This window comes from Streptomyces sp. NPDC046866, assembly GCF_040704625.1.
Taxonomy (GTDB): Bacteria; Actinomycetota; Actinomycetes; order Streptomycetales; family Streptomycetaceae; genus Streptomyces.
In genome coordinates this window covers 421,912-435,503 of record NZ_JBEYXN010000001.1, presented here as the reverse complement: position 1 = coordinate 435,503, position 13,592 = coordinate 421,912, and the positions used below count along the sequence as shown (strand labels likewise).

At 70.8% G+C, this 13,592-nt stretch carries 11 protein-coding genes, 1 tRNA gene and 2 pseudogenes; 7 read left to right on the top strand and 7 right to left on the bottom strand.

Going from position 1 to position 13,592, the window contains the following annotated elements:
* Nucleotides 1-206 precede the first annotated feature (206 nt).
* The 3 genes and pseudogenes from AB0953_RS02030 (at nucleotide 207) to AB0953_RS02020 (ending at nucleotide 4,796) form a co-directional block, all read left to right on the top strand.
* Nucleotides 207-782, top strand: coding sequence for a sugar transferase (locus AB0953_RS02030; protein WP_366857406.1), 576 nt, complete (start codon nucleotides 207-209; stop codon nucleotides 780-782).
* A gap of 110 nt (nucleotides 783-892) precedes the next feature.
* Nucleotides 893-3,100: pseudogene (locus AB0953_RS02025) on the top strand ((Fe-S)-binding protein); the annotation flags it as partial.
* A 748-nt stretch (nucleotides 3,101-3,848) separates the two neighbouring features.
* Nucleotides 3,849-4,796: a Yip1 family protein gene (locus AB0953_RS02020; RefSeq protein WP_366857405.1), complete on the top strand. Its 948-nt coding sequence runs from the start codon at nucleotides 3,849-3,851 to the stop codon at nucleotides 4,794-4,796.
* An 88-nt stretch (nucleotides 4,797-4,884) separates the two neighbouring features.
* Here AB0953_RS02020 and AB0953_RS02015 read toward each other — a convergent pair whose 3' ends face one another.
* Nucleotides 4,885-5,382, bottom strand: a complete 498-nt coding sequence (locus AB0953_RS02015) for a phosphoribosyltransferase (RefSeq protein ID WP_362167509.1) — start codon at nucleotides 5,380-5,382, stop codon at nucleotides 4,885-4,887.
* On the bottom strand, nucleotides 5,379-5,966 hold the full coding sequence (dcd, locus tag AB0953_RS02010) for a dCTP deaminase (protein WP_179172804.1): 588 nt from the start codon (nucleotides 5,964-5,966) through the stop codon (nucleotides 5,379-5,381). Before dcd ends, AB0953_RS02015 begins: the two co-directional genes overlap by 4 nt.
* A gap of 493 nt (nucleotides 5,967-6,459) precedes the next feature.
* Between dcd and AB0953_RS02005 the strand changes: the two genes are divergently transcribed.
* A tRNA-Gly gene (locus tag AB0953_RS02005) sits at nucleotides 6,460-6,533 on the top strand.
* Between the two features lie 79 nt (nucleotides 6,534-6,612).
* On the opposite strand, the pseudogene AB0953_RS02000 reads toward AB0953_RS02005, so the two are convergent.
* A pseudogene (locus AB0953_RS02000) lies at nucleotides 6,613-6,930 on the bottom strand (helix-turn-helix domain-containing protein); the annotation flags it as partial.
* 38 nt (nucleotides 6,931-6,968) lie between these two features.
* Nucleotides 6,969-8,843: a SpoIIE family protein phosphatase gene (locus tag AB0953_RS01995; RefSeq protein WP_366857404.1), complete on the bottom strand. Its 1,875-nt coding sequence runs from the start codon at nucleotides 8,841-8,843 to the stop codon at nucleotides 6,969-6,971.
* Between the two features lie 213 nt (nucleotides 8,844-9,056).
* Between AB0953_RS01995 and AB0953_RS01990 the strand changes: the two genes are divergently transcribed.
* Together AB0953_RS01990 and AB0953_RS01985 are read left to right on the top strand one after the other, a co-directional pair.
* Nucleotides 9,057-9,383, top strand: coding sequence for a helix-turn-helix domain-containing protein (locus AB0953_RS01990; protein WP_366857403.1), 327 nt, complete (start codon nucleotides 9,057-9,059; stop codon nucleotides 9,381-9,383).
* Between the two features lie 70 nt (nucleotides 9,384-9,453).
* Complete coding sequence (locus AB0953_RS01985; RefSeq protein ID WP_366857402.1) at nucleotides 9,454-10,215, top strand: STAS domain-containing protein; 762 nt, start codon at nucleotides 9,454-9,456, stop codon at nucleotides 10,213-10,215.
* Nucleotides 10,216-10,292: 77 nt separating this feature from the next.
* Here AB0953_RS01985 and AB0953_RS01980 read toward each other — a convergent pair whose 3' ends face one another.
* From AB0953_RS01980 to AB0953_RS01970, 3 genes are all read right to left on the bottom strand, one after another.
* Nucleotides 10,293-11,081, bottom strand: a complete 789-nt coding sequence (locus AB0953_RS01980) for a GAF and ANTAR domain-containing protein (protein WP_366857401.1) — start codon at nucleotides 11,079-11,081, stop codon at nucleotides 10,293-10,295.
* Nucleotides 11,074-11,820: a GAF and ANTAR domain-containing protein gene (locus AB0953_RS01975; protein WP_366857400.1), complete on the bottom strand. Its 747-nt coding sequence runs from the start codon at nucleotides 11,818-11,820 to the stop codon at nucleotides 11,074-11,076. Before AB0953_RS01975 ends, AB0953_RS01980 begins: the two co-directional genes overlap by 8 nt.
* Before the next feature lie 93 nt (nucleotides 11,821-11,913).
* Nucleotides 11,914-12,372 carry a hypothetical protein gene (locus tag AB0953_RS01970; protein WP_366857399.1) on the bottom strand — a complete coding sequence of 153 codons (459 nt, stop codon included), beginning with the start codon at nucleotides 12,370-12,372 and terminating at the stop codon, nucleotides 11,914-11,916.
* A 562-nt stretch (nucleotides 12,373-12,934) separates the two neighbouring features.
* Here AB0953_RS01970 and AB0953_RS01965 point away from each other — a divergent pair.
* Nucleotides 12,935-13,138, top strand: a complete 204-nt coding sequence (locus tag AB0953_RS01965; protein WP_366857398.1) for a cold-shock protein — start codon at nucleotides 12,935-12,937, stop codon at nucleotides 13,136-13,138.
* Nucleotides 13,139-13,592: the final 454 nt, after the last annotated feature.

Sequence of the window (13,592 nt, the reverse complement as noted above, 5' to 3'; positions counted from 1 at the left end):
GGGGGCGGATCGCGACGGGCCGCGGCGGGGCCGAGTGGGGGATGCTGCGTCGGCGCGCCGCGCGTGGCGGCCCCGGAAGCGCTGCGGTCGCAGGGCACGGTGCCTGCATGCCGCTGCCGCCGCCCACCCGTCCGCCGGTCCGGCGCCCCGCACGCAGGCCGGCCCGCCGCCCGCGGGGACTCCCGCACCTCCCGCACCTCCCGCGAATGCGCGAGCTCCCGCGACTCCCGCGCCTCCCGCGCCTCCCGCAGCCCCTGCCCCTCCCCCGGCTCCCGCGGCGGCCATGCCTGCCCGACTGCTCGGCCAAGCGGGTGGTGGACCTCGTCGGGGCCGTGGTGCTGCTCGGCGCGTTCCTGCTGCCGCTGCTCGCGCTGGCCGGCCTGCTGTACGCGGCCCAGGGCGGCCGGGTCCTCGACCGCGCACCGGCGGCCGGGCTGGGCGGGCGCCCGTTCCGCACCTGGCGGCTGCACGCGGACCCGGCGTGCCGGACGGGGCGGGCCGTGCGCCGCTGGGCCCTGGACGCGCTGCCGCAGCTGCTGAACGTGGTCCGCGGGGAGATGTCCCTGGTCGGGCCGCGGCCCGAGAACCGCACGGACCGGCCCGACCGGCTCTTCGTACGGCCCGGAATGACCGGCTTGTGGCAGGTCGGCGCACGCTCCGACCTCCCCTGGGAGGAGATGGCGCTCGTGGACCGGCACTATGTGGAGAGCCATTGGCTGGGGATGGATCTCGCAATCCTGGCGCAGACCCCTCGGGCGGCCCGTACACACAGGCATGCCTGAGCGACACAGATCACCGCACGCTCACCTACATTGCGGCGCGGAGAATGGGTAACCTCAAGCCTTGACTCAATAAGTTACTGCTTAGTAAGTCCCGCCCGAGGAGCCCTCCCATGCAACTCGCCGCGATCATCGTGTCGCTGGTCCTGACCGTGGTCGGCGTCGCGCTGCTCGCCCGAGCCGTGGCGCAGATCTACCGGTTCGTGAAGCTCGGACAGCCCGTGCCGGCGGGCAGCCGCACGGACGACCCGAAGGCCCGAACGCTCACCCTGGTCCGCGAGTTCCTGGGCCACAGCCGGATGAACCGATGGGGCATCGTCGGCTTCGCGCACTGGTTCGTCGCGATCGGCTTCCTGACGCTGCCGCCCACGCTGGCACAGGCGTACGGCCAGCTGTTCCAGGCCGACTGGACCCTGCCGATCATCGGCGGGTTCCTGCCGTTCGAGCTGTACATCGAGTTCATCGGCCTGATGACGGTCCTCGGCATCGTCGTGCTGATGGCCATCCGCCTGATGTCGCTGCCCTCGCGGGCCGGCCGCAAGTCGCGCTTCGCGGGCTCCAAGGCCTGGCAGGCGTACTTCGTCGAGTACGTGATCCTCACCATCGGCCTGGCGATCCTGGCCCTGCGCGGCCTCGAAGGCGCGATCCACCACGTCGACTCGTACGAGCCGGCGTACTTCGTGTCGTACCCGCTGGTCCTGGCCTTCAAGGGCATGTCGACGGCCGCCCTGCAGAACGCCATCTACTTCACCGCGATGATCAAGATCGGCACCTCGCTGATCTGGATGATCACGGTCTCGCTGAACACCAACATGGGTGTCGCCTGGCACCGCTTCCTCGGCTTCCCGAACATCTGGTTCAAGCGCAACGCCGACGGCGCCAGCGCGCTCGGCGCGCTCCAGCCGATGACCAGCGGCGGCAAGGAGATCGACTTCGAGGACCCGGGCGAGGACGACGTCTTCGGCGTCTCCCAGGTCGAGCAGTTCTCCTGGAAGGGCATCCTCGACTTCTCCACCTGCACCGAGTGCGGCCGCTGCCAGTCGCAGTGCCCCGCGTGGAACACGGGCAAGCCCCTGTCGCCGAAGCTGCTGATCATGTCGCTGCGCGACCACGCGCACGCCAAGGCCCCGTACCTGCTGGCCGGCGGCGGCAAGACCATGGAGGGCGAGGAGAAGGCCACCGAGGCCCAGCTCGCCGGCGTCCCCGCCGCGGCCCTCGCCGAGGCGGAGCGCCCGCTGATCGGCACGGTCGAGGAGAACGGCGTCATCGACCCGGACGTGCTGTGGTCCTGCACCACCTGCGGTGCGTGCGTGGAGCAGTGCCCGGTCGACATCGAGCACATCGACCACATCGTCGACATGCGCCGCTACCAGGTGATGATCGAGAGCGCGTTCCCGTCGGAGGCGGGCACGATGCTCAAGAACCTGGAGAAGAAGGGCAACCCCTGGGGCCTGGCCAAGAAGCAGCGCGTCGAGTGGACCAAGGAGGTCGACTTCGAGGTCCCGATCGTCGGCAAGGACGTCGAGGACCTGACGGAGGTCGACTACCTGTACTGGGTCGGCTGCGCCGGCGCCCTGGAGGACCGCGCGAAGAAGACCACCAAGGCCTTCGCCGAGCTGCTGCACATGGCGGGCGTCAAGTTCGCCATCATGGGCGGCGAGGAGAAGTGCACCGGTGACTCGCCGCGCCGCCTGGGCAACGAGCCGCTGTTCCAGCAGCTGGGCCAGGAGAACGTGGCCATGCTGAACATGGCCTTCGGCGAGGACGACGAGGACGAGTCGACGAAGAAGCCGAAGTCGGCGAAGAAGATCGTCTCGACCTGCCCGCACTGCTTCAACACCATCGCGAACGAGTACCCGCAGCTCGGCGGCGAGTACGAGGTCATCCACCACACGCAGCTGCTCCAGCACCTGATCGACGAGGGCAAGCTGCTGCCGGTGACCCCGGTCGACGGCCTGATCACGTACCACGACCCCTGCTACCTGGGCCGGCACAACAAGGTCTACACGCCGCCGCGCGAGATCATGAGCGCGGTCCCCGGCCTGCGCCAGCAGGAGATGCACCGCCACAAGGAGCGCGGCTTCTGCTGCGGCGCCGGCGGCGCGCGGATGTGGATGGAGGAGCGGATCGGCAAGCGCATCAACAACGAGCGCGTCGACGAGGCCCTCTCCCTCAACCCGGACATCGTCTCCACGGCGTGCCCGTTCTGCCTGGTGATGCTGACCGACTCGGTCAACGGCAAGAAGAACGAGGGCCAGGCCAAGGAGTCCGTCCAGGTCGTGGACGTGGCCCAGCTGCTCCTGGAGTCGGTGAAGACCCCGGGCCCGACGGAGGCCGAACTGGCCGCGGCGGCAGAGGCAGAGGCGAAGGCGGCCGCGGAGGCCGAGGCAAAGGCCAAGGCGGAAGCGGAAGCCAAGGCCAAGGCCAAGGCGGACGCCGAGGCAAAGGCCAAGGCCGAGGCGGAGGCCAAGGCCAAGGCAGACGCCGAAGCCGAGGCGAAGGCCAAGGCCAAGGCGGAGACCGAAGCCGAAGCGGAAGCTGCCGCCGCCGCCCAGGAGAAGCCCGAGGCGGAGCCCACGGAGGCCAAGCCGGAGGCCGACCCGACGCCGGAAACCAAGGCGGAGCCCGAGGCGGAACCGAAGACCGAGACCAAGGTCGAGCCCGAGGCGGAGACGGAAGCCGAGGCGGAGCCGAAGGCGCAGGCCAACGCCGAGCCCGAGGCCAAGGCGGAAGCCGAGGCCAACGCCGAGCCCGAGGCCACGGCGGAAGCCGAGCCCGAGGGTGGCGAAGCCGAGGCGAAGCCGGCGGCTGCCGAGCCGCTGGGCGAGAACGCCAAGTAACCCACGAGCCGGAACGGCCGGTCCCCCGCACGGGGGACCGGCCGTTCCGCGTTCCGGGGGCCGGGGGGCGCAGCCCCCAGCACTCGCCCCGCCCCCCAAACCGGACTCCCTCCTTCCCCCCTCCCATCCCCCAGGGGTTCCCCTAGGGGATGTCACAGGTCGGCCGCAAAGCCCCCCCATTCCGGCACCCCGACCACCACCGCCCGCCGGACCAGGTACGTTCGATCACGTGGCTGGATTCAGGATCGGACGCGGACGGGACGACAACCGCGCGCCGCAACAACCCCCGCGGCAGCAGCCGTACGGTCAGCAGCAACCGCAGCAGGCGCCGTACGGCCAGCAGCCCTACCCTCCCCAGCAGCAGTGGCCGCAGCAGCAGGCCGGCTCCGGAGGCCATGGCGAGCCGGAGTACTTCGACCCGTACGGACAGCAGCAGCAACCGCCGCACGCGGCGCAGCAGCCCCCGTACGGGCACGCAGGAGGCGGCGGCGGCTCGTACGCGAACGACAACCCGGGGCACACCCAGGTCTTCGCGTTCGGCGAGGACCCGTACGGCCAGGCCGCGGCCGGGGGCTACCAGGGCGGCGCGACGTACCAGGCGGGCGGCGGGGGCGCGGGCGCCGTGGCGCCGGTCGGCCCGCGCCTGCCGTGGAAGGAGCTGCTCAAGGGCATCGTGATGCGCCCGGGGCCGACGTTCCTGCAGATGCGGGACTACCCCGTCTGGGGCCCGGCGCTGATCGTGACGTTCCTGTACGGGCTGCTCGCGGTCTTCGGCTTCGACGACGCCCGCAAGGACGTCATCAACGCCACCCTCGCCAACGCCGTCCCGATCGTCCTGAGCGCCGGCGTGGCCTTCGTCATCTGCGGCCTGCTGCTCGGGGCCGTCACGCACACGCTGGCCCGCCAGATGGGCGGCGAAGGCGCGTGGCAGCCGACCGTGGGCCTGTCCATGCTGGTCATGTCCATCACGGACGCGCCGCGGCTGCTCGTCGCGGTGTTCCTGGGCGGCGACAACATGTTCGTACAGGTGCTGGGCTGGGCCACCTGGCTCGTGGCGGGCGCCCTGTTCACGTCACTGGTGAGCAAGTCGCACGACCTGCCGTGGCCGAAGGCGCTGGGCGCGTCCGCGATCCAGCTGATCGCCCTGCTGTCGATCATCAAGCTGGGCACGCTGTAACGGCGGCAGACGACACGAAGCGGCCCCGGCGCACGCACGTGCACCGGGGCCGCTTCACACGGGGCCACCAGACCTCCCGGGCGGGCCCTCAGGCGTCGAGGACCTGCCCCTCCCGCTTGACGACGGGCGGCTCGACCGACCACGGGAACTCGATCCAGTCGTCGGTCCGCTTCCACACGTACTCGCACTTCACGAGCGAGTGGGACTTCTCGTAGATCACGGCGGAGCGGACGTCGGCCACGGTGCCCACGCAGAAGTCGTGGACCAGCTTCAGCGTCTTGCCGGTGTCGGCGACGTCGTCCGCGATCAGGACCTTCTTGTCGGAGAAGTCGATCGCGTCCGGGACCGGCGCCAGCATGACCGGCATCTCCAGGGTGGTGCCCACACCCGTGTAGAACTCCACGTTCACCAGGTGGATGTTCTTGCAGTCCAGCGCGTAGGCCAGGCCGCCCGCCACGAAGACGCCGCCGCGGGCGATGCTCAGGATGATGTCGGGCTCGTAGCCGTCGTCGGCGATGGTCTTGGCCAGCTCGCGCACGGCGCGGCCGAAGCCCTCGTAGCTCAGGTTCTCGCGTACAACACTCATGCCTCGTGCCTCACCTGGGTGCGGTGGAAGTTCTGGAAGGAGCGCGAGGCCGTCGGGCCGCGCTGGCCCTGGTACCGCGACCCGTACCGCTCGCTCCCGTACGGGAACTCCGCGGGCGAGCTGAGCCGGAACATGCACAGCTGCCCGATCTTCATGCCGGGCCAGAGCTTGATCGGAAGGGTGGCGAGGTTCGACAGCTCGAGCGTGACGTGGCCCGAGAAGCCGGGGTCGATGAACCCGGCGGTCGAGTGCGTCACCAGCCCCAGGCGGCCCAGGCTGGACTTCCCCTCCAGCCTGGAGGCGATGTCGTCGGGCAGCGAGATGACCTCGTACGTCGAGGCGAGCACGAACTCGCCCGGGTGGAGGATGAACGCCTCGTCGCCCTCGGGCTCGACCATGCGGGTCAGGTCGGGCTGCTCGATGGCGGGGTCGATGTGGGCGTAGCGGTGGTTCTCGAACACCCGGAAGTACCGGTCGAGACGCACGTCGATGCTGGAGGGCTGCACCATCGACTCGTCGAACGGGTCGATGCGTACCCGTCCGCTGTCGATCTCGGCCCGGATGTCTTTGTCAGAGAGAAGCACGCCCCGAGGATACGCAGGCGCGCGAGCCACCCCCAATCGAGAGCGGGCGCCCCGCGCGCCTCCCCGGCCGACGCCGCGCCCGCGCTAGCGCTTGGCGGCGTCCCCCACGGGCACGGCGTGCCTCAGCCGTGCGCACCGCGGACACCGCAGGAGCCGCCCGGGCCCGATCCGACCGGCACCGAGGTGCTGCAGCGGGAACGAAGCGGTACTGAAAACATGCCCTTCGGCACAACGGACGACGGTGTTCTCCATCGAGTCCCTTTCCCCAACCTGCCGTACTGCGACTGCGACGAATCGCCACATTAGGGGATGTACGGAACCCGCTCCAGCCGCCACTCCAGCGGCACTCCGCACCCGTACGTTACGCCCCAACTCCCGTGCCCACGACCCCCGGTGCACCCCACACACAACAACGACCCCGCGGTGGATTCACCGGGGGTCGATCATGGGGTACAGTATGCAACGATACGGATCCAGGAAACTGGACCGCTTTGCGGATGTAGTTTAATGGTAGAACATGAGCTTCCCAAGCTTATAGCGCGGGTTCGATTCCCGTCATCCGCTCCATGACAAAGCCCCAGGTCAGCGACCTGGGGCTTGTTCGTTGTCCCGAGCCTGTCGGAGCCCGCGAGCCACGTGCCCGGGGGCGCTGGTGAGAGCGGAACGTGCCCGGTGAGGTACCGGTCTCCCGGGAGAAGAACGTGCCGAAGTTGGTGGGTTCGGTGAAGCCGAGGCGGCGGCCGATGGCCGCGACGGGCAGGTCGGTGTGGGCCAGGAGACGCTTGGCCTCGAGCGCGACTCGCGCGTCGATCAGGGACTTCGCCGTGCGGCCGGTCGCCGCCAAGCAGGCGCGGTTGAGCGTGCGCGGCGAGTAGCCGACCCGGGCGGCGTAATCGGCGGCGGCACGGGTGGCAGCGAAGGAGCGTTCCAGCTCGTGCTGGAAGCGCAGGAAGACGTCGTCTCCGCCTGTCGAGGCATGCCCGTCATGTGCCCACTCAGCCGTTAGCGGGCGGTGACGTGCACGAGGCAGACGTCGTCACGGCGTCTGCTGCGGTCGGGTAGGGCGGCCAGGACGGTGTCCAGAAGGACCCGGCCGTCGGCGGCATGTGCTGTCGCCAAGTCGGCAAGACGGTTCAGGCCGTCTTGGATGTCCTCTCCCGGTTCTTCGACCACGCCGTCCGTGTACAGCAGGAGCTGGTCGCCCGCGTCCAGGAGGACGGTGGCTTCTGCGTACTGGGCATCGTGTGTCGCGCCCAGCAGGATGCCCTCTGGGCTGTCCAGGTAGCAGGCCTCGCCTTGCCGGATGAGCAGGGGCGGGCAGTGGCCGGCCCGGGCCCAGGTCAGGCGGCGGGACTTCGCGTGGTAGCGGGCCATGATCACGGTGGCGGTGACGACGTGGCCCGCGTCGCTGTGCAGGAGCAGCACGTTGAGCCGGGCGAGGATGTGCGTGAGGGGGGTGCCGGTGACGGCCATGCCCTTGGCGGTGAACCGGAGCTGCGCCATGGTGCCCACCGATTCCATGCCGTGCCCCGCGACGTCCCCGACCACGAGCAGGACACTGTGGTCGGGGAGCTCGATGGCGCTGTACCAGTCGCCGCCTACGTTGAGCCCCTGTTGCGCCGGCTCGTAGGCGATCTCGACATGAAGCCCGTCCATGTCCATGGATTGCTGCGGCAGGGGCAGAAGGGCCTGCCGCAGCCGGTCCGCGAGCCCGCGCTCGGCCTCCAACTGGCTGTCTTGCACGATGGCGGCGATCCGGCGCTCGAGAAGTTCGCGCTCGAACTCCTTCGTCTCGGTGACGTCCTGGAAGAAGCCGTGGACCCCGAGCGGCGTTCCCTCGGCGTCGCAATCGGCTTCAGCGACGAGCCGCACGTGACGGATCAGGCCGGCCGGGGTGGCGATCCGGAAGGAGTGGTCGATGGGACGGCCCTCGCCGAGCAGCCGCTCAACGCTGTGGCCAAGGGCCGGCAGGTCTTCGGCGGGCACGTGGCGGGGAAGCTCGTCCAGGGTCATCGGCCCGTTCCGCCTGTCGCGGCCGAAGATCGTGTACACCTGCTCGGACCAGGTGATGGTGTGGGTGATCAGGTCCCAGTCGGCCCAGCCGAGGTTCCCGATCCTTTGCATCACGGCCAGGCGGCGCTCCTCGCGCTCCCCGGCGTCCAGGCGCACCCAGGAAACCACCAGTCGGCCGCGCCATGGTTGCACTTGGACGTGGAAGCGGGAGAGGCGGGGGATGCCGGATACGACCTCTTCGTACTCGAACGGCTCGCCCACCCATACCTCGCCGCTCTCCAGCGCCCGGCCGTAGCCCTCCCACAAGGCGGTGCCCAGCACCATCGGATAGGCCTCCAGGACGTGCAGCCCGATGAGGTCCCTTCCCGCGCGGCCCACGACGTCCCGCGCGCCGGGAGAGGCGCTGTCGATGCGGTAGTCCTCCACTTCCCCGGCGGGGCCGCGGACCGGGGTCAAGACGACCACGGAGCCCGGCAACCGCTGCACGAGTTCCTGCTCCCTGGCAAGAGCGCGCCGGCCTCGTGTCCGGCGGGCCCCCTGCCGGGTAGGGGCCCGCAGGGCCGCCTCTGTGGGCGAGGAGGCGACCGTGGGCACGGGTTCGCCGAGATACCGGGCGGAGGAGAAGGAGGAGGCCGAGGGCTCCCGCGCCCCGCGACTCGGGCCAGACGCTTGTGCGCGCGGCCGGCTGACCATGCGGTCGAGGATGCGCCGTGCCTCGTCGGCCCGTGGCAGGCCGTCGGCCCGGGCGAGCGCGGCGAGTTCCTCACCGGCAGCTTCCGGGCTCAGGCCGTCACGGGCCATCAGCACGCCCTTGGCCTGCTCGATGGCCGCCCCATCCGCGACCCCGGCCTGTACCCGTGCCAACTCGCTCCGCAACCCGGCCACGACCCTCGCCATGGTCCGGAGCTCGTCGCTGGAAGGCCGGCCAGCAGCTTCCTCCGTCACAAATCGAGCATGGCACCGCGCCGAACAAGAAGCACGTACCTCCCGGCTTCACACGGATGCCCCGCCCGGCCGCGTACAGGCTTTCGGGTTCCGGTCTGGTGTGACCTGAATCGCAAATCGTATGATTGGGGCATGGAACCGCTGGGGCCTCGGACCAGCTGGACGTTCGTCACGCACCACGCCCGGATCCTCGCCATGATCCTCAGGGCTCCGGACATGCGGCTGCGGGACATGGCCGAGACGTGCCGGATCACCGAGCGGGCGGCCCAAGCCATCGTGACGGACCTGGAGAGCGCCGGGTACCTCACACGGGTGCGCAACGGCCGCCGGAACCTCTACAAGGTCACGCCCGGGACCCTCTTCCGCCACCCTGCCGAGGGCGGCCACGAGGTCGCGGACCTTCTGCACCTCCTGGCCGACCTGACCTCGAAGGCCGGCACGCGCGCCCGGAGCGGCTGACCCGCGGACCGCGCGCCGCCTCTGTCCCGAAAGGCATTACCCGACTTCGGGTCGCGAAGGGAGCAAGGCCATGACGTCTCAACCCGAACGCGTCGCCGTGGTCTGCGAATCAGGCCCCCACAGGGTCCTGGCCCGGGTGAGCGGCGAGATCGACATGGACGAAGCCGTCGGCCTGCGCGAGGAACTCACCGCAGCCCTGGAAGCCGGCCACACCGGACTCGACGTCGACCTCGCGGCCGTCACCTTCTGCGACAGCACGGGACTGCACGTCCTGCTGGAACTGAACGAGCTGGCCGTGCAGGCCGGCAAGACGCTCGTCCTGACCGCGCTCAGCCCGCCGGTGGCCCGCCTGCTGCACCTGTCCGGGGTGGAGCGGGTGCTCACCGTCCGCCCCCCTGTCCTGTGGGTGAAGCACCGCCGCTACGGGCCCACCGTGCACCTCGCCCCGGTCGGCCAGCTCGACGAGACCACCGGAGCGGTGCTCGAGAAGGCGACGGCCGGCCTCGAGGGCGTGGACGTGGTGGCCTGCGACATGCAGGAGCTGACCCTCATGGACGTCACGGGCCTGGACGCGCTGATCGGCTTCGCACGCCGGCTGAACGCGCGCGGAATCGCGTTCTTCGTCTACAACTGGCAGCCCCAGCCGCGCGAGCTCCTGGACCTGGTCGACCGGCAGTACCCGCGGGCCCAGAGGCCCACCCGGCTGCTGCGTCGGCTGCAGGACTTCGCCGCCGCCGCCCGCACGGCCGGAGCGGCCAAGGCCGCCTGCGAGCCCCGGACCGGGCCGGGAGCCGGCTGCGCCGGGCCCGGGCGCCTGCGGCCCCGCGTGTAAGACGCCCTGCCGCGCCCACCGCCCGGCTCCGCCGTGGGCGCGGTCTTCTCGGGGGCGACCGGCGGGTGCCGCGCCGGTCAGGGTGCCGGCGTGAGGACCTCCTGAGGGGTGAGGGTCCTGCGTACGAGGGCGTCGGCGATGTCGGCGGGCCGCTGACGGTGGACGGCGGCGTAGGAGCGCAGCCGCGCTCCGGCTTCGGCCGGGCTGATGGCGGCGGTGGCGGCGAGCATGCCGGTGGCGATGTCCAGTACGCCCTTCGAGGAGAGGGCCGCCTGGGTGCGGGTGACGATGTCATACGGGCGCAGCGGCTCCCGGTTCCACGTCAGCACGGAGGTCGCGGCCACCCGGGCCAGCGCCTTCATGAGGCCCGCGTCGTGCGGCGGGATGGAGGTGGGGGTGCGGGCGAGGAGGTTCAGGGCGCCGATCGTCTCGCCGCGCAGCCGCAGGGGGAAGCTGTGTGCGGCCTCGAAGCCGGCGGCCCGGGCCAAGGGCGCGAAGACGGGCCAGCGGCCCTCGCTCGCGGCCAGGTCGTCGGCGTACACCGGCTCGCTCGTGGTGTAGGCGTCGATGCAGGGGCCTTCGTCGGCCTGGGCCTGGAACATCTCGGTGATCTCGACCCGCTCCTCGGTGACGGCCGCCGACTGCAGCCGGCCGCGGGCGTTGGCGAGCATGACGCCGGCCGCGTCCATGGGGGTCAGGCCGACGCAGTGGTCGACCAGACGGCGCAGGAGGGTGAGGGGGTCCACGTCGTCGGCGACGGTATCGGTGAGGCTGACGAAGGCCTCGGTGATCGCCTGTTCGCGGTTCATGTGCGTCGTCACCGTCTTCTCTGCTCCGGCCCGCCCGTCCGGGGTGTGCCTAGTCATCGAACCTGACCCTTCCGGCCAGGACCTCGCGCGCCGCCTCGCTGACGCTCTGCCCTTGGGTGAAGGCGTGGGCCCGCAGCCGGGACAGAGCCTGCTGCGGGTTCAGGTCGAGCAGCACCATGATCATGCCGGTGGCCTGGTGGACCTCCTCGTGGTCGCTCTCGGCCGCGTCCAGCCAGGCGGCCTCACCACCGGGCAGCGCCTGGGCCTCCAGGGCGAGCAGCGCGGTGGTGATCGCGTCGGCGGCGGGGAACGCGAAGGAGCGGTCCCGCTCCGAGAGGGGGCCGGGGCGGTCGCGGTAGAGATCGAGGGTGCCCACCGCCAGACCGGCCGCAGCCAGGGGGATCGAGAACACCGCCCGGACGCCGAGCGCGACGGCCTGCTGGGCGAAGACCGGCCAGCGCCGGGCATCGGTGCCGCCGGTCAGGTCCGCCGCGAGGACCGGTGCCGCCAGGACCAGGGCGCTCCGGCAGGGGCCGTCGCCGAGGGTGTACTGGGCTTCGGCGAGCCGCCCTGCCACCGGGTCACTGGACCACCACAGCGTCTGGGCATCGTTGTCGCCGCTCAGAGACACCGAGGCGCCTGTGACGTCGAGGAGGTCCACGCAGGCCCTGCACAGGACAGCCGGGGCGTCGATGCCGGCGGTGCCCGCCAGGGAATCCGCCAGCACCCGCGAGAGCCGTTTGAGGTCCTCGGCACCGAACGGGGCACCCGCATCCTCCGGGAACGCAGAATCCACGGGCACCTCACCTCCCACCCGGCCGCCCCGGCTTTCCATTCTCACCCAGCCGCTACCCGCCCGGCACGCCGCGACACCCCACGCCAAGGGCCGTCAGGAACAAGGGTGCGCCCGGTTTCGGGCCCGCCGGATCCCGACCGCCTGAGAGGCCAGCGCGCGCCCGGCAACAGCCCGGCGAAGACCCCGCACCACGGCTGCCTCCCCGGCCGCTCCGGACGGGGTGCCGCCGGCGAGGCCCATACGCAGCACCGGGACGCCGGGCCGGCGCCCTCCGCCGCGGGCGAAGCGTGCGCTGAGGGTGGAGGCGAGGACGACCACCGCGGCCTCCCGCTCGGCCGCCCACGCGTCGACGGCGTCCAAGACCTGGGCGGGAGCCGGATCCGGGGCGCAGTCGAGGTCCAGGACCACCGAGGCAACGCCGACGCCGAGCCCGTCCAACGCCCGCACGAAAACCTCCGCACAGCCGGCATGGCCGACGGGGTCCAGGGTCGCGCACAGCGTCACCACCGCCACGGATCCGTAGAGGTGTACCTGAACCGTGTAGGACTGCATAGCGGGCTCCCCCTCACGGGGTACCAGCCCTGGAAGCAATGGAGGCAGCTGTGCTGCGGCTGCGCGGAACACAGCCCCATGGGCGGGGCGTGTTCATGTCCGGCGATCAAAGCCACCACAGCACCGCACACATGCCGCTGCCCGTCCGCACAGGACGGCGGAGCCTCAAGCGACGGAACCAGAACGGTCCATCCCCTCCACCATCCCACAACTCTGCCGCAGGGGACCCCACCGACCGAGTCGTCGTTCTCCGGGGCTGCTCGCTCCCGACGGCGTTCCCGAATGCGCGGATCTGCCTTCGCGGGCAGAGGTTTTGGCCGTCACCGCAGGGAGAATTTTTATCGGCCACGCGCAGGAGTAAAACGGGAACGCGCACGGACTGCGTGGGCATGCTACGGTCCGATCAGCCGCAATTTTGGTACCCGAAAATTTCAGGCGCCCCGCCGGCCGCATGCCGTACGGAAGCGTTTTGCATTCCGGTCATTTTCCGGGCAGGGCATCATCGCGGCGACACGGCGTCCGTAAAGTGCGGATTCCGCTGCACTGCCGAAGGAGACATGACATGGCCGCTGGCACCGTGAAGTGGTTCAACGCGGAAAAGGGCTTCGGCTTCATCGAGCAGGAGGGTGGCGGCCCTGACGTGTTCGCCCACTACTCGAACATCGCCAGCCAGGGCTTCCGCGAGCTCCGTGAGGGACAGAAGGTCTCCTTCGACATCGCACAGGGGCAGAAGGGGCCGACGGCCGAGAACATCGTTGCCGCCTGACTCTGACGCGTCATACGCAGCTGGGGCCCGCATCCTTCGGGGTGCGGGCCCCAGCTGCATTCTCTCGCAGGCTTCCACGCGCACTCCGATCCCCGCCGCCCCTTTCAACCGCCTTTCCGCACGATAATTCTGCGCCCCGGCCCGAGCCGGCCGGCTCTCGCATCCATTCGACCCGTTCCCGTAAGCACCGACACCGATCACCGCTGTCGGAAATTCTCGGTACGTGCCGTATCGAGAAAGGCTGCGGCCCGCACCGGACAGGCCTCCCAGCCGGGCAGGGGCGACGCCCCGTCCGTCGTGGGCGGCCAGGGCCACGCCCCGGGCGCCCCCGCGCCGGCCCTCGCCGGCCGCCGTCCGGGGGCAGGCATGAGCTGGCATCCGGGCAGCCGAGGGGCCCCGACCGGCACTCGCCGGTCGGGGCCCCTCGTGTATCGACGGGTGGATCCCGTGCGCA